The following is a 23,267-nucleotide window of genomic DNA, read 5'->3' as shown; positions in this document are numbered from 1 at the left end:
AATGAAACACCTTTAAATGCCTTACCAGTACTGAGCAATAAGCGTTTTATAAAGCGTGATACACGACGCACATATGAAAACAATAACCGTGATATTTATCAGAACATCAGAAAGAAACGAAATATTATACTCATAACGGGTAAAAGGCTTATCTGACATACTTAACAAAGCCGGCAACAAAGACAATGCCATCAGCACAGGTAAAAAATAACGCCCCTGAACCCCCTGAACCATGGGCGCCTGCACAGCTGTCCAGGTCACGTACAATGCAACGAAAATACCCAGACACACCATCGCGAGAACAACAAGCAACCCCAGGCTACGAGCGAGCCCCGAGCGGCTCAGGCCGACTGGCCACCTCAAAAAAAAGGACAACACAAACACAATACCCGACACCCAGTATGCCAGCGTATAAAAGCCCACAGGCAACAGCACATTGAGCCACCCCAGAACACCAACACTCTCACGCAGCATAATCCACCAGCGTACATGCACGGTGTGCAATACGACATGGAGTGTAAACGGGATATGATGAAGCACAAAAATCATCTGTTCAGCTACCATCACGCCAGGCACCTGAAAATTAATGATAACGGGGCCGCTGCCAAACAATGCCCACAACGCAAAAACTATAAACCCGGTGAGTGAGGCCAGTAATGCTGACAAAAAATTCTTATGCCCTGCACATAAAAAAGGAAGACACAGAAATAAAGCATACGGCATTTTTGCTGCCGCTACACACCCTGAAACCAGCCCGGCAATAATGAGAATTTTCCCCTGGCAAAGACGGACCTGTGCGGATAACCCGCAAAAATATGACAGCAGCGCAACGGCAAGAGCCATCAGCGCCAGTACCATACCATCCTGAGAGCAGGATGCCGTCAGACTCACACTCATTGGCAACGCAAGGATAAGAAGCAGCAAAACAGCCGTACAATCCTGTGCAATACATAATGCCAGTGTGCCAACTGCTGTATTAACGAGAAGATTGCCCGCACGTGCCAGATAAAACATGCCCAGCATACTCGAGTGCAGCTTTTTCCCCACTAATACACCTGCAACTGCACCTGTATAAGAAACCGGGGGATAAAGCACACTGTTTGGAAAGCCTGCAAACTCAGTTGTTTTATTAAAGGGAAGCACCATAGAAGCAGCAATCTTCCCCGCCATAATCTGTGTTTTATCTGTGCCGCCGCTGTCCTGAAATATGTCGATCAGCTGCCTGACAGAAACAGGCAAAACACCACCACTCTCAGACGAGGAGCGCTTCACACCAACAAGCCCTCCACCCGCAATCTGAAATGTACGCATAAAATGAGCAGGCTCATCCGCAACCTGAAAAGGGGGAGTAAGAATAATACAAAATAAACCTGCCACAAACATATAAGCAGCATATAAAAAAGGAAGAAACCTGCGCTGCATCAGCATGAAAAATCACCTGAAAAATGCTTTTTTAAATCTTTATTATCCACAAAAAATATTCCTTCATTTTATAATTTTTCAATAATGTATTAAGATACGACCTTAGGATGATTAACGCGAAGAAATATCTTTATCTCAGTCGTCATACATTTTTTAAATACCTCTGACCTCCATTATGAGCGCCACTTAATGAGTGTTACTCCCCCCTCATCGCATCTGACCCGAGCCGTTCTGGGCGCTATGATGACATGCGTCATGATTTTATTTTCACTGTGGGTCATACGGCCGTTTTTACCCGCAACAATCTGGGCCATGACAATTGGCATCACCACCTGGCCTTTATTGCTAAGCCTGCAAAAAATACTGTGGGGCAGCAGGCCTCTTGCCATCGCCGTGACCACTTTATTTGCACTTATGGTTTTTGTTTTGCCTTTTTTTCTGGCAGCTCTCACTGTCATACAATACAGCAGCACTCTGATTGCTTTCGCGCATAGCACCGCCTCTTTTCGCATCCCCCCTGAGCCCGCATGGCTGACCAACATGCCTTATATCGGGCCATATACACACTCAGCATGGCACCGGATAGAAAATACCCGCCTGCCACAACTGCTAACCGGGCACCTGCCTGGCACAAATGAAATTCTTCGCTGGCTGCTCAATAACCTGGGTGGCTTTAGCATGCTCACCATTCAGTTTTTACTTATGCTGGTCATTATGGCGTTTATGCATGCAAAGGGAGAAAAGATTACGCAGGTTATGCTGGGACTGGGTTACTCCCTGGCAGGAATAAAAGGCCAGAATATGATGCTTCAGGCCGGGCATACCATTCGTGGTGTTGCTATTGCTGTAACAATTACTGCCCTGGCTGAAACAGCCGTAGCCGGCGCCGGGCTGATTGCAACTGACGTACCAGGAGCCACGGTATTAACAGCTATTACCTTTATGGTCTGCCTGCTTCAGGCTGGTCCGGGCCTGACACTTATCCCTATTGTTATCTGGATGTTTATCGCCGGGAACCCACTGAAAGCGACCATCCTGATGGCCATAACGATAGTAACGATCGCAATTGACAACCTGCTGCGCCCCTACCTGATTCGTAAACAGGCCAGTATTCCACTCATACTCATTATGGTTGGTGTGATGGGTGGACTTGCAGGCTTTGGTCTGATTGGTATTTTTATCGGCCCTGTTATTTTATCAGTAACCTATACTCTGATAAAAAGCTGGCTGGAGACTTCAGCTCCGGTTACTCCTGCATCTGATGATACAATGGAATCAGGTTCACCATGATAAGAACAGAAACAAAACAGAAAACCAGTCTCTTTTCGGTCTCTCGTTTCTTTGTTCTGCACGCGGAGAGCAGGCCCTGTAAGGTTAATATTATATTACAGAAAAACCAAAAAGATTCTTAAAAATGAGATTTCTTTATATAAAAAATGAAAAAATTTCATTATTTTCAATAATTTATATTATAATAATATCAATTCAGGCTGTATCGATATTATTATACAGCATTAATTTAATAACGAAAGAATTTTCAATATTTATAGGGATAATAACATCCCTTGCCAGCCCGATATTAAGCCTTGTTGTTGGCACAAGGCTTTTTACAAAACATAATCCACCCAAGATCGTCGCTTCATTTTTTACTTTTATAACTTATTTATTTACATGCGTTTCTTTCGCTATAATATATCTTATATTAAACGACAATATAGATCATTCTTTTGCCATTCCCTCATCGGAAACATATTTCTCTCTTCCTATCGCTCTTTATTTCAGCCTTATCACCATTACAACAACAGGATATGGAGATATATATCCTACCGCCGACCTGTCACGGCTTGTTGTCGGTTGTGAGATTTTTACAGGGCTGCTCTATCAGTTCTCAATTTTTTCTTTACTCACAACCTTTATAGCCTCATCAAAATCAAACCATTAGTCAGTGCTCTTTCTCTGCCATAACACGAGGCATAAACCTGTCACTTTCTCTTACGCCGGTTACCCGGCGCTCTGGCCGCGATTTGCGCTGATGGGTCAAAAACAGATGGTGGTGGTTCAATACCCAGCTGCAAAGCCTCCAGCCGCTTAACTTCGTCGCGCAGGCGGGCAGCAGTTTCAAACTCCAGATTAGCCGCCGCCTGACGCATCTCTTTCTCAAGCCGGGCAATCACCACACTCAGCTCCTGCCCGGTAGGCATGTGCGGTGTCGTTACTTCTCCTGCCCTGGTGGTTTCTGCCTCAGCTTTTTCAAAAGCAGCTGCTACGGGCTCTCCTACGGTTTTCTGCACACTGCGGGGGGTAATGCCATGCGCTGTATTCCAGTCAATCTGCTTCTCACGCCGCCTTGCCGTCTCTTCAATCGCATAGCGCAGGGAATCAGTCATTTTATCAGCATAGAAAATAACGCGCCCGTTCACATTACGGGCTGCGCGCCCTACGGTCTGAATCAGAGATGTACGGGAGCGTAAAAAACCTTCTTTATCCGCATCAAGAATGGCGACCAGTGCACACTCAGGGATATCAAGCCCTTCACGCAGCAGGTTAATACCTATCAGCACATCAAAAGTACCCATACGCAGGTCACGGATAATCTCAATACGTTCAAGTGTATCAATATCAGAATGCAGATACCTGACTTTGACACCGGCCTCAGACAAATACTCGGTCAGGTCTTCTGCCATGCGCTTGGTCAGCGTCGTCACCAGAATGCGCCCGCCGGCTTCAACCGTAGTACGGCACTCGGCAAGCAGATCATCCACCTGATGCTCAACCGGACGAATATCTGTAACCGGATCAACCAGCCCTGTCGGACGAATTACCTGCTCTGCGAACACACCACCGGTACGCTCCATCTCCCACGGACCAGGTGTCGCACTGACAAAAATAGTCTGCGGCCTGAAAGTATCCCATTCAGCAAAATTCAGAGGCCGGTTATCCAGGCAGGAAGGCAACCTGAAACCAAATTCAGCGAGTGTTGACTTACGTGCATTATCCCCTCGCTCCATACCACCAATCTGCGGCACAGTGACATGACTTTCATCAACAATCAGCAGAGCATCTTCAGGCAGATATTCAAATAACGTAGGGGGCGGATCGCCCGGCCTGCGCCCTGAAAGATAACGGGAGTAATTTTCGATACCTTTACATACGCCCGTGGTCTCAAGCATCTCAAGGTCAAAGGTTGTGCGCTGCTGCAAACGCTCAGCCTCAAGCAGCTTGCCCTGCTGGTTAAAAAGATCAAGCTGCTCACGCAGTTCATCCTTAATCCCGACCATGGCCTGCTTCAGCGTGGGTCTGGGCGTGACATAATGGCTGTTCGCGTAAATAGCGATATGTTGCAAATCAGCCGTTTTTTCGCCTGTCAAAGGATCAAATTCAGTAATACCGTCAATTTCATCGCCAAACAGCGAAATACGCCAGGCACGATCCTCGTTCTGCACAGGGAAAATATCGATCGTCTCACCCCGCACACGGAAGCACCCGCGCGCGAAAGCCATATCATTACGACGATACTGCAATTCGACCAGCCGCTGTATCAGCTGCTCACGGTTCAGTTCGTCACCATTGACTACTCTGATAACCATATCCGAATATGTTTCAGGTGAGCCGATACCATAAATACACGACACCGAGGCAACGATAATAACGTCGTTACGCTCAAGCAAAGCCTGCGTCGCAGCATGGCGCATACGGTCAATCTGCTCGTTAATCTGACTATCTTTTTCAATAAATGTATCAGAGCGCGGCACATAAGCCTCAGGCTGATAATAGTCATAATAACTGACAAAATACTCAACTGCGTTATGAGGGAAAAACTGCTTCATCTCGCCATAAAGCTGAGCTGCCAGTGTTTTATTAGGAGCAAGAATAAGCGTTGGCTTTTGCGTAGCCTGAATGACCTGAGCCATACTGAAGGTTTTACCCGACCCCGTAACCCCCAGCAGAACCTGATCGCGCTCCCCCTGTTCAACGCCGGCCACAAGCTCACCGATAGCACGCGGCTGATCACCGGCAGGCTCGTATTCAGACACAACCTCCATTCTGCGCAGCTTGGGACGAGGCGACTGCTTTTCCGGCGCGAAGGTAACCGGAGGAAGAGCTGCGGCTCTCTCACTCAGAGAAGAACGCCGGGACGCTGCACGGGGAGAGGATTTTGTTGCCATGTGCCAAAGATGGCGCTTAACCAGTTGACCTGCAAGGGTGTATGAGCAGGCGTATATTTTTATGCGTTTGTCTTTACGATTATATTAATAAAAGTTAATATTAAATGATAACCAGACAATATTTCCATTCAATATGCTGATTTATAGCACCGTTTTTTAAATGTAGTGTGATTCATGAAATATCAGAGACTTTCTCCGTCATCCGCCTACAGTCAGTCGACTCGTATAACGCCAGGCGAAACCCAGGCGAATACGCGCCCAGAAATAAAGACTGAAGCTCAGACAAAAGCGAAAACTACCTCAAAAACCCATGCAGACCCGACAAAGCCACCAGTCGTGCCGCGTGCTGGCGTGATTTCTGTTGTGCGCAGACAAAACCTGTTTTTGCTTGTCCGGCGCCTGAATGCGCCTGACGCAGGGCTATGGGGCTTTCCCGGAGGAAAAGTCGAGCCGGGCGAACGTTTGTTCAGCGCAGCAGAGCGCGAGTTAAAAGAAGAAACCGGCCTGACCAGCACAGCGACCCATATCGCTGATATTATCGAAACCATACGCCATGCCGCTGACGGCACACTGCTCTTTCATTATGTGATTACGGCTATCTGCTGCATCGAGACAGGAGATGAACAAACACCCGTTGCAGCCAGCGACGACGCCATGGAAGCACGCTGGTTCTCTCTTGCTGAGATTGGCCAGCTTGGCACCCAGGCAAGTTCAGGCCTGTATAATCTGGCCATACGTGTTGCTGAACAGGACAGAACAAACACTTTAATTCGCTAAGGCACTATCAAACAGGCTGAAAAAGATTTTTCAGCCTGCTACGGGTATCAGTCAGCCGGGTATTTTACAGCCAAAAACTTTTACAAATTACTAAGCGTACTTTGCAAAAAGCAGATAAAGCAAGATTGTTATTCCAAGCCAATGTCGTTCGATTAATGAATAAAGAGAACCTGTCACTAATGTTAACAGCATACAGGGCAGAAAGCATGACCAGTCTCTTTTATTTTTAACAATAAAAACAAAAGAGAATTATTTTATTGAAGAAATTAATAAATTTATCAATATTTTTATATATTACAGGCTTATTTTCAACAATAATTGTTTATAATTTCCCACCACATTTTACAGAGAATCAAAGTAGTGAATTATTAGATTTTCAGGTTAGCTGTTTCATGTCGATAATATTCTGTACTGGCAGTAATTTTTTCATCCCACTTGCTTTAATGGGACACCGTGTCAGCTGGTTGAAAAACCCGAGGTAACCACACGTCAGGCTTCCCCAACAAAGAGCCTGACGCAAATAATTTAACGAAAAACCCGCTTTTTCATCAGTTTGAGTTTTACAAATATCAGCAGAACAACAGCCGCATATCCTCCCCCCATAACACTCATAGAAACAGGCAGGTCAGGAATAAGATATGTTGGTGCATCACACGGTTTAGACGGGAAACGTGGCATCGAAGCCAGCCGCTCTGCCATTGTAGTGCCTGTCACATGCGGAGCCCGGCACGCCGGGAACGGACTTGGCCACCAGTGCCACTCTACCCCGGCGTGACAAACAGCCAGAGCGCAGGAAGCAAGCAGAACCGGAGCGGCAAGCCACAATACTACCCCTCCTGCGGCTCCAGGCAACAAAACATCAACCAGACCAATAACCAGCAGAATACGCCAGGGCCAGCGTTCAGCCAGGCAAAGCTCGCACGGCATAACTGACATCACATGCTCAACAAACCACGCCACCCCCAGCGCCATACAGGAGGCAGCGATCAGAAACAAACCTGTTCTACGTGACATCAAAACCTCTCACTCAGGCCTGTCTTTTGACAATTCCTCAAGAAAATCACGTGCCCAGCTGCTGGCAGTGACACGCCAGACGCTCTCTCTAAGCTTTTTACCGCGTGCAAGTCTTTCAGCCTTAGGCATAATCAGCGCACGATGAAGCGCATCCGAAATTTCTTCCGGATCATGCGGATTAACCAGTAAAGCATCTTCCATCTCGGCTGCAGCACCGGCAAAACGCGACAAAATTAACGAACCGGGGTTATGTTCCTTCTGCGCAGCAACAAACTCTTTTGCTACCAGATTCATCCCGTCACGCAGCGGTGTCACCAATGCTGCATCTGCCAGGCGATAGAACCCCGCCAGAAGATGGCGCGGCACTGACTGTGTCAGGTAACGAATAGGCGTCCAGTCAAAATCACCATACATGCCGTTAATACGGCCTGCAGTTTCATCAAGGTCACGCTTCAGTGCTTTATAATCCGCCACATTTCCACGAGAAACAGGCGTGATCTGCAAATACATCACCTTACCTTTATGCTCCGGGAAACGTTTAAGAAACGCCTCATATCCCAGAAAACGCTCAGGCAGACCTTTAGAATAATCAAGACGATCAACCCCGATAACCAGAGGACGACCGCGCAGACTGGCCTTCAGGCGGTGTACTTCAGCATCATGCTCACCGGCTTCAGCCTGCCGGGCAAAACTATCAGGATCAATACCAATAGGAAAAGCCTGAGCACGCGGACCAAACCCGCACTGCATAAACCCGTCATTCATGTTGCGGGCATCATCTTCTGTCTGCAAACCGATGACATCATATGCCTGCATATTTTTCAGCAGCGAGACAGCACTCGGCAGGGACTTCATCAGGCTCCATGGCGGAAACGGAATATGCAGGAAGAAGCCAATTTTATTCTTCACACCCAAATTGCGCAGAGCCTGAGCAAAGGGAAACAGGTGATAATCATGCACCCAGATAATATCGTCAGGTCGCAGAAGGTCCCTGAGCTTACGGGCATAAAATTTATTCACATCGAGATAAATTTCCCGGTCTCTGCGAATAAAATCCATCAGGCCGGCCCGATAATGGCACAGAGGCCAGAGAATGCCGTTTGAATATTTCTGATAGAACCCATCAAACTCAGAGTGTGTCAGGTCAATTGTGGCATATGTTACATTCTCCACCTGTTCCTGACTTACCGTGCGGCTGTGCTTTTCTTCCTCCGCAACCTGTTTGCCAGACCAGCCAAACCAGAGCGATTCGCCACGCCGTAATGCGTCCTGCAACGCAACAGCGAGCCCTCCGGCCGGATGGTGGCGATCAGATGAAGAGGGAACTCTGTTAGAAACAACAACAAGACGCCCCATAACTCCTATCCCTCCTCTTTAACAAGGGCTGATAACCAGGCGCGTAACGCAGCAGGATTTGCAAAGTTGGTCGGGATACGCAAACCAACACCGCCCAGTCGTTTTGCAGCGGCAATACCATCCTCATCAGTTACATCATCGCCGACAAAAACCGGCTTACGCCCGGCAAACGGGAAATGTTCCATCAGAGCGGCAACAGCATAACCTTTATCAATACCGGTGGGCCTTACCTCCCACGCCATCTTGGCTGCCTGCAGGTGAAATGCTCCCTTCGCGCTCGTAAGCCAGTTTGAAGCCTCTTTCTTCAGTATGTTACCGGCTTCAGGTGCCCCACGGTAATGCAGCACAAAACCAGCCTGCTTATGCTCGAGGCGTGTGCCAGGCCAGGCATCAGTCAGCTTCTGTGCTTCTGCCAGCCACAGTGGGGGCACAACAGGCAAAGCTGCTTTCTCAATTTCTCCGCCCGGACGATGACGAATAGCTATGCCGTGTTCACCCGCAACAGCAAACGGAATATCACCCAGAAAATGATCTATCTGGTCAATAGGCCTGCCAGACACAACAGCCAGGGCATCACCACACAACGCACGCAATTTACGCAAAACCTGCGGTAATGTCTCAGGCACAATGACCGATTCAGGGGTCGGGGCAATATCAACAAGAGTTCCGTCAAAATCCAGAAGAAATGCGGCCTGACTCAGTGCAGGGATCTGAAGGGGGCTTTCGTGTTCTGAAACTGGACCACTCACGTGCTATACCTCTTTATTGCATATCGCATGTCGGCTCCACGCGACATCTGTCACACAAAACCATCTTCTCCGAGAAGATACCGACACATCCTGTCTTAAAAATGGTCTGCCTGCACAATTGTAATCACAGATGAGTGACAGACCCTTAATATTCACCACCTGTTTCCGGCCCCGCTGACGGAGAAGGAAGCGCTTCGGCAGGAGACTGCAAAGCTGAACCTGACGATGATCCGTCGAGTGTCGGTGGCTCAGCTCTCAGTGACGGAACTGCCGGCACAGGCAAAGCTGGCAGAGCCGGCGACGCGTCCTGCCCTTCACAACGCACCATACGCACGTCATAGCCAGCACTCTCAAATACACCAGCCCATGGCTCTGCCTCCAGCATCCAGCCATTAAAGACTGCACCCTCTTTGCGGGTATCATGCAGATCCAGCCATGCAGCTGAATCAGGTGACAAAGTTGGCGGCCGCTGCAGGCAGCGACGCGGCGTTATATCGAGACTTTTATAATGCCCGGTCGTGCCAACAGGCACAGTGACCAGCTCGACATGAGCATCAAGCCTGTCGAGTACCCTGACAACTGCAACTGACTTACCCTGCCACGTATCAGCGGGGTAAATCGCAGGCGGGGCCAGTGGCGTCAGCTGCGCCAGTGCAGCGGATACAGGCGCAACAGCTGTTATAAAACAGCCTGCTATGAACACCGTATTTTTGTGCAATACAAAGCGCCTCATACGTCGCCTGACCTCTGAGGCGAAGTCAGTGAGGATACAAGATTTATCAGGTGCTCGCGCATAACCTGTTCTCCGACACCCATCAGAAGGGCATCATCGAAGGCATCCTGCATGACATCCCTGAGCTCTGACCAGTTCTCTTGCAAAACCCGTATCTTTTCAACACATGTTACAGGGTGTCCGTTCTCCTGCAACCAGAGCTCAGGCGCGACAGTCATTGACTCTTTTATCTCCGGCGTCATGAACTGATGAGCAGTCAGGGCGCATCAGCTCCGTTTTTATTTGCAGCATCTTTATTAGCGCGCGTCAGTGTATCGGTTACAGAAAAGATAAACTTACTCAGTAACTGTTCAAGACTGATCGCACCCTGTGTCTGGGTCAATGTGTCGCCAGGTTTCAGGTTTTTGTCATCCCCCCCCGGAGAAAGGGCAATATACTTACCACCCAGCAGGCTGTCGCTTGTGACAATCGCCCCGGTATCTGCCGATAATTTAATATCCGGCCTGACCGTAAAAGTCACTTCTGCCCTGTAGTTAGCGGGATTCACCCGCTCTGATGTAACCTGACCGACCGTGACCCCGGCCAGACGCACATCTGAACCAGGACCCAGACCGTCAATATGGTCAAAACTGGCATGCAGCACATAACCTGTACTGTCTGTACTACGCCCTTCACTGACAACAGCAACAACCAGCATGATCGCCAGAGCGAGCAAAACGATTACGCCGGTCAGAAGTTCTGCCGCACTGCGCCGCCCCTGCACTTTTACTACCGAAGCCATGACTACTCCGCACTCCCTGTCTGTCTTATCTGAACTCTCTAACAGAGAGTGCCTGTCAGATCACGTCTCTGGTGACCAGGCGTCATATTCTCCCGTACCCGGCGGGGTTACCCCTGTCTTATACAGGCTGCCCGGCGGACGATAGGCCTCTGCTGTGCCCGTCAGATTCGGCTCATGCGGCAACTGCCAGGGCTTACGCTCGGCCTGAGGAATCGGCGCATCAAAGGTATGATGCAGCCAGCCCCACCATTCTGCCGGCACGGCTGAAGGATCTTCCCCCTTAAGGTAGATCACCCAGCGCTCAACACGGTCGGTGCCACCACCGCGCCGCGCCGGGCCAGTCGATTCGTAATAACAGCGCCCATGGTCATCTTTGCCAACCAGGCGTCCTTTGCGGCGTGTGTAAAGCCGTGTTCCAAGATTTGCCATGTCTGAACTTTAATGCGCTCACGGGGGGAAGGTCTACTCTCTTTTAACTTTTATTCTCATCACCATCTGCTGAGCTGAAAAAAGTTATCCCCCATATCCTCGTAATACCCGATATTATGGGGACAGAATCTGCCTCCTGACGGGTTTCACTGCCCCATACAGGGGGCGTAAACTTAACCTATGACAAGAGCCAGACATCACTGGAATGGTGTTCTCATGAACACACACCAGACCGCAGCTGACCCGGATGCCCCTCTCCGCTCCGTTACGCTGCCCGCAGAATGGGACACCGATGCCGCCGCTGCTCTGGCACAGCTTGTGCCTGGACGCGGAGCCGTCAACATTTCAGCTGCAGCATCATGCTGGGTTGAGGCGCTGACTCATGATGAAGCAACGGCCCGCTCTCTCACCTGGCTCTTACTTATGAGGCAGGCTGCCCCCACTGAAAGCCTGTGGTCATGCAGCTTTGACCGTTCTCCCGGTTTTGTTGTCAATCTCGCAGCTTTTGTCACACCAGGCGAAGGGTTTGCATCAGAAACATTCGTAGCGGCACTGCGTCTGCTCTGCTCAATTCTGCGCGAAACCACACGCTCAAAAGCAGAACTGCGTAATGGTGAGCTGCCCCTGCCTGAGATGTTCCCCGCTCATCGCCAGAGCGAAGAAAAAGAAACTCTGCCGGAGGCTCCTGCCACAGCAGGCACAATCCTCCTGACCAACCTGGACGCCTGCCTGGCCGGAGTCGGTCTTGGTTATGACAGTGAGGACGGACGTGCAGCCGCCTGTGCCATTGCCGCCCTGGCTACACTGACAACCCATTGTGGCTGTGGCCCCGACTCCCTGCCTCTGCCGCCGGTACGTACTGTTTTACCTGGCCTTGACCAGAGCCTGCGCGCAGTCTGGAATGAGGCAGCAACAGAAACAGAAACTCCTCTGCTCCCTGTCGAGACAGGTTTTTCTGCCCCAGGCCCGGTTGATGGCCTGCTCGGCGCTGAAGCCTGCGGTCTGGCGCCGGTCTTTTCACTGCTGCGCCCCAGCGGACAACTGGCAAAAAGCACGCTCGACCGCCTGCGTGCACGCAATTTCACAGCCGAAACGGCTCTGGCTGCGGCTCTGGCAGGCGAGGAAGTTCTGCCCCTGCCCGCGGCCTCTGCCCATATGGCGATGTATCGCGCCCTGACCGGCTTTGTAGACCATATGCCTGCACGCCCCGACCCGGAAGCCCCGCCTCTTAACCGCCATCTTGAGCGCGGTATGAGACGGGCTCTGCCTCACCGTCATGGTGGATTCGTACAAAAAACCACGATTGGCGGACACCGGCTGTTTTTACGCACCGGAGAATATGATGACGGCACCCTGGGTGAGTTGTCCCTGACCCCCACCCGCGAAAGTGCTATGGCAAAAGGTCTGATGGAAAGCTTTGGTGAAGCTGTCAGCATTGGCCTGCAATATGGTGCCCCGCTTGAGGAATATATCAACAGCTTTGCCTATTCCTGCTTCGGACCGGCCGGTACAGTTGAGGGTGACCCTGTGGCAGAATATGCAACGTCAATGCTCGATTATGCTTTTCGTGCCCTGTCAGATGCTTACCTGGGCAAACGTATGCCCGACAGCCCGCCTGATGCCCATGAAACTGACCCTGATCCGCTTCTTCCCCTTGATTTTGCCGACGATGACGGCAACCCTCCACCACACCGACGGGGGCTTCGCCTCGTCGTAAGCTGACGCACACCGCACTTCCTTTTCCGCGTCAGCCACCTGAACGGAGTCTAAAATGAGCACCACACCTGAAGAACGTCTTGCAGACTTACATATTACTTTACCTGTCCCCGCGACGCCGGTAGCCAATTACGTTTCTTACGTACAGAGCGGCTCCCTTCTGGTTGTTTCAGGGCAGCTGCCTCTGGTGAATGGCAAGCTGTTTGCCACAGGCAAACTTGGCGGTGCAGTCTCTGTCGAAACAGCCGTTGAAGCAGCTTATCACAGCATGATTAACGTCATTGCCCAGGTAAAAGCCGCCACAGGTAACCTGAGCCGTGTTAAACGTGTGGTGCGCCTGGGCGGGTTTATTGCCTGCACTCCTGAGTTTACAAACCACGCAGCTGTAATGAATGGTGCATCAGACCTGGCGGTTAAAGTTTTTGGTGATGCCGGCCGCCACGCACGCTCAACAGTTGGTGTACCCTCGCTGCCGCTTGACGCACCTGTTGAAGTTGAAGGTATGTTCGAAATAGGCTGACGACAAAAGGAGAGACACAGAATGTCCGACTGGTCTGTCAAACTCCACGAGGGCATTCATGCCATCCCCGCAGAGATATGGGATGGCTGTGCGGGGGCTGATAATCCATTTATCAGCCATGCTTTTCTCTCCGCCCTGGAAGACAGTAAATCTGTCTGCCCTGATGCCGGATGGATGCCACGGCACATTGCCCTGCATGCGCCAGACGGCACTCTGGCTGGCCTTTGCCCTGCTTATTTCAAAATGCACTCATGGGGCGAATATGTTTTTGATCAGAGGTGGGCTCAGGCGTTTGAAGCTGCCGGAGGGCACTATTACCCCAAGCTTCTCAGTGCTGTGCCCTTCTCGCCTGTAACCGGCCCGCGCCTGCTTATACATCCCGATGCTCCGGCAGAAACATCCGTCATCATGACAGATGCCATACGTCAGATTTGCGAAAGTCTGGAATTTTCATCCGCTCATATTACCTTTTGCACCGGGGAGGAAAGTAACATCACGACAGGCCGGGACTGGCTGCCACGCCTTGGTGTGCAATATCACTGGCATAATAACAGATATAAGAGCTTTGATGATTTTCTGGCCGCTCTTTCCTCACGCAAACGTAAAACTATCAAACGTGAACGCCGTGATGCTACTGCTGACCTGACTTTTCATGTGCTGCGAGGCACGGACATTACTGAAGCTGACTGGGCCGATTTTTACCGTTTTTATGAAAACACAATCGACCGCAAATGGAGCAGTGCTTACCTGACACCAGAGTTTTTCACCCTCCTTTCTCAAAGACTGGGGGAGCGTGTAGTTCTGATGCAGGCACGCTCGGGCACACGTACTGTTGCCGCGGCACTCAACCTCATGGGCACTGACACACTCTATGGTCGTAACTGGGGCTGTGAAGGAGAGTGGCCGTTTCTGCATTTTGAACTCTGTTATTATCAGGCAATCGACTTTGCCATTGCCCATGGGCTCAAACGTGTTGAAGCCGGTGCGCAGGGTGAACACAAAATACAGCGCGGCTATCAGCCTGTGCTGACACACTCGGCACACTGGCTGTGCAACCCTTCCTTTCGCAACAGTGTTTCGAGCTTCCTTGCGCATGAGCGTGCGGCCATAAAAGAGCGTATTGCTGAGCTTAATACGCTCTCTCCCTATCGCAGTGACGAAAGCTGACCATTGTCGTCACTGCATTTTTTGCGTATGCGTCACCCACTAAAAGGTGCACCCTCTCCCTCTGTTTCCCTTGTATAGCAGGAACGATGAGCACAACTCTTTCTTCTCCCTCCTCCGACCACGCTTCTCTCATTGACGGCAAGGCCTTTGCTGCCGGCCTGCGTGAGACCATTCGCGAAGACGTGCGCGTCTTTCACGATAAGCATCATGTCACCCCGGGGCTTGCTGTCATTCTGGTGGGCAATGACCCTGCCAGCGAAGTATATGTACGCAACAAAGCCATTCAGACACACCACGCAGGCATGCGCTCTTTCATGCACATGCTGCCTGAAACAACGACAGAAGCAGAGCTGCTCACGCTGATTAAGCGCCTGAATACTGACCCTGAAATTCATGGTATTCTGGTACAGCTGCCCCTGCCTGCCGGGCTGGATGCGCGCACCGTGACAAATGCCATTTTACCTGAAAAAGATGTTGATGGCCTGGGTGAGATTAATGCAGGCCGCCTGGCATCGGGTAAGCCAGGCCTTATCCCCTGCACACCGCTGGGCTGCCTTATGCTGCTCAGACATGAGCTGGGCGACATGAAGGGCAAACATGCTGTTGTCATTGGCTGCTCAAACCTGGTAGGCAAGCCCCTCGCACTGCTGCTGCTCGAAGAAAGCTGCACGGTCTCTGTCGCACATATTCACACTAAAAACCCTAAAGAACTGGCACAGCAGGCTGATATTCTGGTTGTCGCGACCGGCGTGCAGGGTCTGGTAAAAGGGGACTGGATTAAACCGGGTGCTACGGTCATTGATGTCGGCATTACCCGCATCACACTTGATAACGGCAAAACACGCCTTGCCGGAGATGTTGTGTTTGATGAGGCCGTCAGGACAGCCGGGCGCATTACGCCTGTTCCAGGCGGTGTTGGCCCTATGACGATTGCCTGTCTGTTGAAAAACACACTAACAGCAGCGCAGATTCTGGTCACAGGACAGGCAGAATGAGCCTGTCACGCCTGTCTGTTGAACTGATCCCCCGCAGTCCCGAACATCTGCTGGAAGATGTTGCTCAGGTTAAAGCTCTGCTTCCTGCTGCTGACACACTGAATATTCCTGATCTGCGGCGATTTGCGCTCCGCAGCTACCAGGCGACTGATCTCGTTCGTCCGCTGTTTGCACAGGCTGTTCCGCATATTCGTGCCATTGATATCGCACCTGACGCTCCCCTGCCCGGTGCTGAACAGGAAGGTCTGAGCGAAGTACTGATCATTCATGGTGATCCGCCACCTGATCTGTCTTACCGCACATATCCAAACAGCACAGAGACCATTATACGTCGGTATCGCAAAGAAGCGCCGCATCTGAAAGTTTATGCTGCCTTTGACCCGTATCGTCGGGCACCATGGCAGGAGCTTGAAGATGTTGCCCGTAAAAAGGAAGCCGGAGCACAGGGGTTTTTTACACAACCTGTATTTGACCTTAAACTGTTTGACCTGTGCCAGGAGTGGCTTGAAGGTGAAACTGTATTCTGGGGTCTGTCACCGGTTATTGGCCCACGCTCACGCTCTTACTGGGAAACGACAAACCGTGTGATTTTTCCTAATAATTTTATACCAACGCTTGAGGAAAATATCCGGTTTGCACAGGCGGTATTACGTACCCTGTCACAAACAGAAGGGCGGGCCTACCTGATGCCTCTGCGCGTTAAGCTGGAGAACTATCTGCCACCGCTTCTTGAGGCCCTGAACTAAAACTTTCATAAACTGTCTCATTATTTTAATAACAGGGCAGTTTATGAACTACTTTATTCAAAATAAATTTTCAGAACTCATCCTGAAAATTTCAGCTTTTATCATTAAATCACCCTTACTTTATGATGCAGTAAGGGTGATTTTTTAATTATTCTCCGCCATATAATGCTGTCAGAGTGGCATGCCCTAATGTGTGGTGGTGCACATAAAACCCAACAGCGGCAGCGCTGGTCTGCTCACTGACATCAATAACGGGGATATCGAGCGCATCCACACGAAAAATATAGCGATGTGGTTTACCTGGCGGCGGAGCTGCGCCACCGTAACCTGGTACCCCGAAGTCTGTTCTGACCTGAGCGGCAGCGGGTGGCAGCCCCCCTTTGCCTGAACCTGCCCCTTCAGGCAGGCTGGTTACATCAGCGGGAATATTGGCAACGACCCAGTGCCACCAGCCTGAACCTGTCGGGGCATCAGGATCATAAACCGTGACAACAAAGCTTTTGGTGCCCTCCGGTGCGCCTTTCCAGGACAAAGCCGGAGACAGGTTACCCCCACTCCGCCCCATGCCGTTATAAACCTGTGCCTGGGGCATAATCTGCCCTTCGGTAAAAGCCGGGCTTGTCAGAACAAATGTCATGAGCTGCGCTCCTTAAATATCTTACCAGTTCTGGCTGATGAGCCAGAATTCTTCAGATGTCAGCGTAACCGCTTTTCCTGCATCAGACTCTGCTGCAGCCTGCGCCAGTGCCTCAATACGCTCAATCATAATCACTTTACGCTGATGGGCTTCAGTTTTTTCTGTGACAGACTGCAGCACACCAAGTGATGTTTTAGCTGCACGGGCAACGCGGGCAGCATCAAGCAAAGCATAAGACATCGTTTTCACACTCCTGTAGATATAAATAAAACGCTCCGGGAATCTGGCTATTAAACAGTTTTTATTCAACCCCTCTGGCGCGCACCCGCACGATTGCGTAAACCCAAGCTGTCATGAGCAACCGTACCGAAGATTTTGATTTTCACCTGCCCGATGCCCTCATCGCACAGGAACCCGCCCGCCCGCGTGAGAGCGCACGTCTGCTGGATGTGCCTCTGCATGGTGCGTTTTCTGACAAACGCATGTCTGACTTCCCTGGCTTTCTGAAACCGGGCGACCTGCTTGTTGCAAATGATACCCGTGTTATCCGTGCCAGCATTCAGGCCTGTCGGGGTGAAGCCCGTATTGGCATTACCCTTGACCGCATTCTGCCAGATACATCATGGCATGTGCTGCTGCGCAACGCCCGTCGGGTCAAAGCAGGAGATACACTGACTTTCCCGACCTCAGCCCACACAGCAACGGTGCTGGCTCGTGAAGAAGGCGGTGGTGCCATCCTGCGCTTTTCAGCCGAGGGCAGTGATTTTGATACCTTCCTGAGCGAAGCAGGCACACTGGCCCTGCCTCCTTATATTCACCGCCCTGACGGCCCGACTGAACAGGATGCCCACGACTACGCCACCATCTTCGCACAGCATAAAGGGGCCGTTGCGGCCCCCACAGCCGGGCTACACTTTACGCCGGCTCTGCTCAGCGACATTGATGCCACAGGGGCAGGCCGCTGCACTCTGACGCTCCATGTCGGGGCGGGTACCTTCCTGCCAGTGCGCAGTGATGATATTTCTTCACACCATATGCATGCCGAGCATGGCATTATTACACCCGGAACTGCTGAGCGTATCAACGCGACACGTCAGGCTGGCGGCCGCATTATTGCTGTTGGCACCACAAGCCTGCGCCTGCTTGAGAGTGCGGCTGATGAACATGGAGTTGTTCATCCTTTCAACCAGGAAACCTCTATTTTTATCCGGCCGGGCTATCGTTTCCGTGCTGCAGATATGCTACTGACTAACTTCCATTTACCGCGCTCCACTCTCTTTATGCTGGTGAGTGCCTTTGCCGGCCATGAACGCATGCGCCAGGCATATGCCCATGCTGTAGAGACAGGTTATCGCTTTTATTCCTATGGCGATGCCTGCCTGCTGCGCTGCGCCAGCTCTGTACACACAGCTCCCTCCCCCGCACAGTCATCATAGAGGCTGACTATGACCCGTTTTCACTGGACCTGCGAAAGCACTGATGGCGCAGCCCGTGCCGGCACACTCCACACGGCCCACGGCCCTGTTGCCACACCCGTTTTCATGCCTGTGGGAACGGCAGGCACAGTCAAAGCCATGACGATGGATTCTGTGCGTTCAACCGGAGCAGGTATTGTTCTGGGTAATACCTACCACCTTATGCTGCGCCCGGGTGCAGACCAGGTTCAGCGTCTGGGCGGGCTGCATAAATTTATGGACTGGCCAGGCCCGATTCTCACCGATTCAGGCGGGTTTCAGGTCATGTCTCTGGGAGCCTTGCGCAAACTCGACCAGGACGGCGTCACCTTCCGCTCGCACATTGACGGGTCATACCACCGCCTGACCCCTGAAAGCTCGACAGACATTCAGCATAAGCTCGATGCAACCATTACAATGTGCTTTGACGAATGCCCTGCCCTGCCGGCACCGACAGAGAGCATTGCCGCCTCTATGCGTCTTTCCATGCGCTGGGCTGCACGCTCACGTGAGGCCTTTGTCGCCCGCCCGGGTTACGGCCAGTTTGGCATTGTCCAGGGAGGCACCGAAGCTGACCTGCGCGCAGAAAGTGTAAAAGCTCTGACCGATATCGGCTTTGAAGGCTATGCTATTGGCGGCCTCGCCGTGGGGGAAGGTCAGGAACTGATGTTCTCTACCCTCGACAGCACCGTGCCACTAATGCCTGAAAATACTCCGCGTTATCTCATGGGTGTTGGCACACCTGATGACCTGCTGGGAAGCGTTATGCGCGGTGTCGATATGTTTGACTGCGTGATGCCAACCCGCGCCGGTCGTACTGCACGAGCCTATACCGAGCGCGGCACCCTCAACCTGCGCAACGCCCGCCACGCTGACGACCCACGTCCTATTTCTCCTCATTGTGACTGTCTGGCCTGTTCACGCCATAGCCGGGCCTACCTGCATCATCTATTCCGCGCCCGCGAGATTCTTGGCCCCATGCTGCTGACATGGCATAACATTGCCTATTATCAGCGCCTGATGCGCCAGATCCGCGAAGCAATTACTGAAAAACGCCTTGATGCTCTGGCGAGCAGGCTCAGGGCAGAATGGGCTATGGATGACTGGAGCGAAGATGAAATGCCTCGCCCGATAATACCACCGGTACCCTGACCTGGTGCCGGCGCCCGACCACACTGCGCCAGCGGCTCTGACCAGACTGGCAGAGCGGATCAGACACAAAGCCCTCACCCTCGGTTTTAATGCTGTAGGCTTTTGCCCGGCACATCTTGGCCCTGAGGTACGCCACCGCCTGAAAGATTTTCTGGCACAGGGGTATCATGGCGAAATGGGCTGGCTGACAACCCGCACTGACGAACGTGCTGACCCTCAAAGCCTGTGGCCCGAAGCCAGAAGCGTCATTGCACTGGGCCTGTCTTACGCCCCTGAAGGTGACCCGCTGGCAACACTGGCCCGGCCAGAATGCGGTAATATTTCTGTTTATGCCAGGCACCGTGATTATCATGATGTTGTTAAGGGCATGCTCAAACATCTGGCACAGTTTGTCGTCAACGAAGGTAAAGCAACCCTGAGCAGGCAAAACCTGCACGACCAGATCCCCCCTGAGGTCAAGGTATTTGTGGATACAGCACCCGTTGCTGAAAAACCCCTGGCTGAACAGGCAGGCCTTGGCTGGCAGGGTAAACACACAAATCTCGTTTCACGCACAGAAGGCAGCTGGCTTTTTCTGGGAGAAATTTATACCACCCTTGCTCTCCCCACATCACCTCCTTCAGGGGGGCAGTGCGGCAGCTGTACACGCTGCCTTGAAGCCTGCCCGACACAGGCCTTTCCCGAGCCTTATAAAATGGACGCCCGGCGCTGTATCTCTTACCTGACTATCGAACATGCCGGCCCTATACCGCACGATTTACGCCCTGCCATAGGCACACATATTTACGGTTGTGATGACTGCCTGGCCGCCTGCCCCTGGAACCGCTTCGCCCGGACCTCACGACATATCAAGCTTCAGGCGCGCCCTGACCTGACAGCACCTGCCCTCAAAGACCTGGTTCAGCTTGACGACGCAGCTTTTCGTAAATTATTCGCAGGCTCACCCGTTAAGCGCATCGGCCGCAATCGCTTTATTCGCAATGTACTCATTGCAATCGGTAATAGTGGCCAGACCGACCTGCGCTCTGTTATACAGCCCTTGCGGCATGATTCTGACCCAATCGTAGCAGAAGCTGCAGACTGGGCAGAGGCCCGCCTTAAGGAGACCCTGCCATGAGTGCCCATTTGCGTAAGCGCACGCTTATTTTATCAGGACACGATACCAGCGTCGCTCTTGAGCCTGAGTTCTGGGATGTTCTTGACGATATTGCTGCAGACAACAGACAATCTGTTCCTGTGCTTGTTGCCACCATTGATGCAAAGCGTACACCACCCCAGTCTCTGGCCTCAGCATTACGCGTGCATGCTCTGACAACAGTCATCAGCCGCCATGCATCACAGACGGCTTTGCAGGAAAATTCTCCCTGACAGGGTGCTTTTCTTCTCCTCTCCTTTTTATACTGCTATAACTTGTTACCAGCGGGCATGGCCGTGTGCCTTCGCAAACGCAACAGAGGACTGAGACAAACAGGATGGCTATCTGGGGCAAAATTTTCGGGGGTGTTACCGGCTTTGCTGTTGGGGGACCCGCAGGCGCGGCATTAGGAGTCGCACTGGGGCATGCGGCTGATACCGGTGCTCTGCTTCAGCCAGAAAGCGGATGGAGCGACCGCTTTGCCGCACGAACCAACCCTGACCCTGGTGGAGCAGCGACCTTTATGGCTGCAAAGCTGGCCGCAGCTATGGGTAAAAAAGAACAGCTCTACGGCCTGTGCAGCGTCATTTTATGTGCCAAGCTCGCGAAATGTGATGCCCCTGTGAACCGCCACGAAATTAATGCATTCAAGGCCCGCTTTCGCGTTCCTCAGGAAAATATGCGCGAACTAGGGCGCCTGTTTGATATGTCACGCCAGCGCACGGATGATTATGATAAATTTGCCCGCGAACTGGGGCAAACCTACGCTGATGATAAACAGGCCCTTGAAAACCTGCTGGCTGTTTTATTTGCCATCGCCCGCGCTGACCTGAAAACCGGTGAACCTCTCGCCCCTGAAGAGTTACGCTTTCTCAGGCAGGTCCATTCGCTGTTTGGTCTGGGAAAAGGCGCATGGGACAGGGCAGATCAGGGCATGGCCAGCCCTGCAATGGCTGAAAACGATGCTTACATGATCATGGGTATCGAGTCGTCTGCTTCAAACGAAGAAATTCGTGCGCACTGGAAGATGCTCGTAAGGCAGTATCACCCTGATGTTATGGCCGCACGCAATGCATCTGCCGCAGAAATCGAAGTAGCTTCGGCTAAAATTTCACGAATCAACGCAGCATGGGATATTGTAAAAAAAGAACGGGGCATCTGATACCAGGTAACAAGAACGCTACCCGGAGAAAATGCTCTGTGATCTGATGTAATGAAGCAACAAAGACTGTAAAATTTTACCTGCAAAGCGTATGATCTGTTCAGTCCATATTGCTTTTTTTATACCCTGCTCTCAGTGCAGGGGTGTTTTGCGTTGCATGGCTCCGTTCTCGTGCTAGATAAGTTGCGTACCAGACGGGAACTACAACACGATCTGACCGTATTCTAACTACGGCATCTCGTCTTTCATGGCGATATGGCAGAGTAAAGGTGACAGGTAACAATGAATTCCGGACGAAACGGTGCGAGGGTCTGCTCTCACGCTCAGAGAAGCAACAGACAGAACCAGACACACACACAGGCTCGTGGCCGTTTCGCCATACGAAGTGCTGTCGTGGCGTGCTCTTTCATGGTGCTGGCAGGGTGCAGCAGCATTAAAGCACCTGTGCCAACAGACCCTGACGCTCTGGCTGACTATAAGCAGGCTAACGACCCGTATGAGCCGATGAACCGTAAGATCTTCACCGTCACCATGAAGGTCGATAAATGGGTTCTTCACCCGGTTGCTAAAGCCTATGTCTGGTCTGTTCCGCACCCTGTTCGTAATGCCATCGGCAATATGATCACAACAATGAATGAACCATCTGTCTTCTTCAACGATGTCGGGGCAGGCAAACCACGCCTGGCAGGCGATGCGTTTGTACGCTGGTGCATTAATATGTCAGCCGGGCTGGGCGGGTTGATTGACGTCGCTAAAATGGCTGGCTACCCCCATCATAATAACGATGCCGGCATTACAATGGCTAACTGGGGCATCGCTTCAGGGCCTTATCTTTTCCTGCCAATGGGCCCCTCCTCTTTCCGTGATGGCATTGGCTATGGTATTGATCAGGGCCTGTCACCGTGGAATTATGTCCCGCGTGGATATGGTCTTGTAAGCTTTAACTGGGCCTATAACATGATGGGTATCGTCCATAGTCGTTCAGAACATCTGGATGACCTTGATGCGCTCCAGCGTGACGCTCTCGACCCTTATGCAACTATTCGCAGTGCTTACCAGCAGCAGCGCAAAGCACAGGCTGAAGCTATTAAAAACGACCACCGTGCCACCGTGCCTTTGTGGTACCATGTTAAGAACCGACAGCAGGGATAAAACA

25 protein-coding genes are annotated in these 23,267 nt (G+C 51.6%); 14 read left to right on the top strand and 11 right to left on the bottom strand.

What is annotated here, in order from left to right:
- Positions 1-21: 21 nt before the first annotated feature.
- Positions 22-1,428, bottom strand: coding sequence for a DUF2142 domain-containing protein (locus HK25_RS00495; protein ID WP_086634937.1), 1,407 nt, complete (start codon positions 1,426-1,428; stop codon positions 22-24).
- Between the two features lie 183 nt (positions 1,429-1,611).
- Between HK25_RS00495 and HK25_RS00490 the strand changes: the two genes are divergently transcribed.
- On the top strand, positions 1,612-2,712 hold the full coding sequence (locus tag HK25_RS00490; RefSeq protein ID WP_086634936.1) for an AI-2E family transporter: 1,101 nt from the start codon (positions 1,612-1,614) through the stop codon (positions 2,710-2,712).
- A gap of 124 nt (positions 2,713-2,836) precedes the next feature.
- A complete protein-coding gene (locus HK25_RS13530; protein WP_086555178.1) occupies positions 2,837-3,364 on the top strand; it encodes a potassium channel family protein in 528 nt (175 codons plus the stop codon).
- Between the two features lie 40 nt (positions 3,365-3,404).
- Here the strand turns inward: HK25_RS13530 and uvrB are convergent, their stop codons facing one another.
- Positions 3,405-5,588: an excinuclease ABC subunit UvrB gene (gene uvrB, locus HK25_RS00480; protein ID WP_086634935.1), complete on the bottom strand. Its 2,184-nt coding sequence runs from the start codon at positions 5,586-5,588 to the stop codon at positions 3,405-3,407.
- 174 nt (positions 5,589-5,762) lie between these two features.
- Here uvrB and HK25_RS00475 point away from each other — a divergent pair, with 174 nt between their 5' ends.
- A complete protein-coding gene (locus tag HK25_RS00475) occupies positions 5,763-6,365 on the top strand; it encodes an NUDIX hydrolase (RefSeq protein ID WP_086634934.1) in 603 nt (200 codons plus the stop codon).
- Positions 6,366-6,890: 525 nt separating this feature from the next.
- Here the strand turns inward: HK25_RS00475 and HK25_RS00470 are convergent.
- The 7 genes from HK25_RS00470 to HK25_RS00440 all read right to left on the bottom strand — a co-directional run bounded on the left by HK25_RS00470 (position 6,891) and on the right by HK25_RS00440 (position 11,427).
- Positions 6,891-7,379 carry a disulfide bond formation protein B gene (locus HK25_RS00470; protein WP_086555182.1) on the bottom strand — a complete coding sequence of 163 codons (489 nt, stop codon included), beginning with the start codon at positions 7,377-7,379 and terminating at the stop codon, positions 6,891-6,893.
- A gap of 9 nt (positions 7,380-7,388) precedes the next feature.
- Positions 7,389-8,735 carry a trehalose-6-phosphate synthase gene (locus HK25_RS00465; protein ID WP_086634933.1) on the bottom strand — a complete coding sequence of 449 codons (1,347 nt, stop codon included), beginning with the start codon at positions 8,733-8,735 and terminating at the stop codon, positions 7,389-7,391.
- A 5-nt stretch (positions 8,736-8,740) separates the two neighbouring features.
- The gene (gene otsB, locus HK25_RS00460; protein ID WP_086555184.1) at positions 8,741-9,484 is read right to left on the bottom strand and encodes a trehalose-phosphatase; all 744 of its coding nucleotides are present in this window, start codon (positions 9,482-9,484) and stop codon (positions 8,741-8,743) included.
- Between the two features lie 145 nt (positions 9,485-9,629).
- Positions 9,630-10,217 carry a DUF2155 domain-containing protein gene (locus HK25_RS00455; RefSeq protein WP_086634932.1) on the bottom strand — a complete coding sequence of 196 codons (588 nt, stop codon included), beginning with the start codon at positions 10,215-10,217 and terminating at the stop codon, positions 9,630-9,632.
- On the bottom strand, positions 10,214-10,435 hold the full coding sequence (locus HK25_RS00450) for a hypothetical protein (protein WP_086555186.1): 222 nt from the start codon (positions 10,433-10,435) through the stop codon (positions 10,214-10,216). The genes HK25_RS00455 and HK25_RS00450 overlap by 4 nt, the downstream gene beginning before the upstream one ends.
- 38 nt (positions 10,436-10,473) lie before the next feature.
- Positions 10,474-10,998 carry an outer membrane lipid asymmetry maintenance protein MlaD gene (mlaD, locus tag HK25_RS00445; RefSeq protein WP_086555187.1) on the bottom strand — a complete coding sequence of 175 codons (525 nt, stop codon included), beginning with the start codon at positions 10,996-10,998 and terminating at the stop codon, positions 10,474-10,476.
- 60 nt (positions 10,999-11,058) lie between these two features.
- Positions 11,059-11,427, bottom strand: a complete 369-nt coding sequence (locus tag HK25_RS00440; protein WP_086634931.1) for an NADH-ubiquinone oxidoreductase subunit NDUFA12 family protein — start codon at positions 11,425-11,427, stop codon at positions 11,059-11,061.
- Positions 11,428-11,607: 180 nt separating this feature from the next.
- Between HK25_RS00440 and HK25_RS00435 the strand changes: the two genes are divergently transcribed.
- From HK25_RS00435 to HK25_RS00415, 5 genes are all read left to right on the top strand, one after another.
- A complete protein-coding gene (locus HK25_RS00435) occupies positions 11,608-13,149 on the top strand; it encodes a vitamin B12-dependent ribonucleotide reductase (protein ID WP_086555189.1) in 1,542 nt (513 codons plus the stop codon).
- 49 nt (positions 13,150-13,198) lie between these two features.
- Positions 13,199-13,663, top strand: coding sequence for a RidA family protein (locus HK25_RS00430; RefSeq protein WP_086634930.1), 465 nt, complete (start codon positions 13,199-13,201; stop codon positions 13,661-13,663).
- Between the two features lie 21 nt (positions 13,664-13,684).
- Positions 13,685-14,830, top strand: a complete 1,146-nt coding sequence (locus tag HK25_RS00425; protein WP_086634929.1) for a GNAT family N-acetyltransferase — start codon at positions 13,685-13,687, stop codon at positions 14,828-14,830.
- 86 nt (positions 14,831-14,916) lie between these two features.
- Positions 14,917-15,825 (top strand): bifunctional methylenetetrahydrofolate dehydrogenase/methenyltetrahydrofolate cyclohydrolase FolD, encoded by a 909-nt coding sequence (gene folD / locus HK25_RS00420; protein ID WP_086634928.1) that lies wholly within the window; start codon positions 14,917-14,919, stop codon positions 15,823-15,825.
- The gene (locus HK25_RS00415; RefSeq protein ID WP_086634927.1) at positions 15,822-16,571 is read left to right on the top strand and encodes a methylenetetrahydrofolate reductase; all 750 of its coding nucleotides are present in this window, start codon (positions 15,822-15,824) and stop codon (positions 16,569-16,571) included. Before folD ends, HK25_RS00415 begins: the two co-directional genes overlap by 4 nt.
- Positions 16,572-16,719: 148 nt before the next feature.
- On the opposite strand, the gene HK25_RS00410 is transcribed toward HK25_RS00415, so the two are convergent.
- Both HK25_RS00410 and HK25_RS00405 read right to left on the bottom strand, forming a co-directional pair.
- Positions 16,720-17,208 carry a kinase inhibitor gene (locus tag HK25_RS00410; protein WP_086634926.1) on the bottom strand — a complete coding sequence of 163 codons (489 nt, stop codon included), beginning with the start codon at positions 17,206-17,208 and terminating at the stop codon, positions 16,720-16,722.
- Between the two features lie 21 nt (positions 17,209-17,229).
- Complete coding sequence (locus HK25_RS00405) at positions 17,230-17,448, bottom strand: hypothetical protein (RefSeq protein WP_086634925.1); 219 nt, start codon at positions 17,446-17,448, stop codon at positions 17,230-17,232.
- Between the two features lie 113 nt (positions 17,449-17,561).
- Between HK25_RS00405 and queA the strand changes: the two genes are divergently transcribed.
- The 6 genes from queA (at position 17,562) to HK25_RS00375 (ending at position 23,263) form a co-directional block, all read left to right on the top strand.
- The gene (queA, locus tag HK25_RS00400) at positions 17,562-18,644 is read left to right on the top strand and encodes a tRNA preQ1(34) S-adenosylmethionine ribosyltransferase-isomerase QueA (protein WP_086634924.1); all 1,083 of its coding nucleotides are present in this window, start codon (positions 17,562-17,564) and stop codon (positions 18,642-18,644) included.
- A 9-nt stretch (positions 18,645-18,653) separates the two neighbouring features.
- Entirely contained in the window at positions 18,654-19,814 is a 1,161-nt protein-coding gene (tgt, locus tag HK25_RS00395; RefSeq protein WP_086555197.1) for a tRNA guanosine(34) transglycosylase Tgt, read from the top strand.
- Between the two features lie 4 nt (positions 19,815-19,818).
- Positions 19,819-20,931 carry a tRNA epoxyqueuosine(34) reductase QueG gene (gene queG / locus HK25_RS00390; protein ID WP_233127535.1) on the top strand — a complete coding sequence of 371 codons (1,113 nt, stop codon included), beginning with the start codon at positions 19,819-19,821 and terminating at the stop codon, positions 20,929-20,931.
- A complete protein-coding gene (locus HK25_RS00385) occupies positions 20,928-21,182 on the top strand; it encodes a ribbon-helix-helix domain-containing protein (protein WP_086555198.1) in 255 nt (84 codons plus the stop codon). The genes queG and HK25_RS00385 overlap by 4 nt, the downstream gene beginning before the upstream one ends.
- A gap of 104 nt (positions 21,183-21,286) precedes the next feature.
- On the top strand, positions 21,287-22,111 hold the full coding sequence (locus tag HK25_RS00380) for a TerB family tellurite resistance protein (protein ID WP_086634923.1): 825 nt from the start codon (positions 21,287-21,289) through the stop codon (positions 22,109-22,111).
- A gap of 408 nt (positions 22,112-22,519) precedes the next feature.
- Complete coding sequence (locus HK25_RS00375) at positions 22,520-23,263, top strand: VacJ family lipoprotein (RefSeq protein ID WP_369824720.1); 744 nt, start codon at positions 22,520-22,522, stop codon at positions 23,261-23,263.
- Positions 23,264-23,267 lie beyond the last annotated feature (4 nt).

The sequence above is a fragment of the Acetobacter sp. DsW_059 genome (assembly GCF_002153695.1).
GTDB lineage: Bacteria > Pseudomonadota > Alphaproteobacteria > Acetobacterales > Acetobacteraceae > Acetobacter > Acetobacter thailandicus.
The sequence above is the reverse complement of the archived record's forward strand: the minus strand, read 5'-3'. Positions and strand labels throughout refer to the sequence as shown.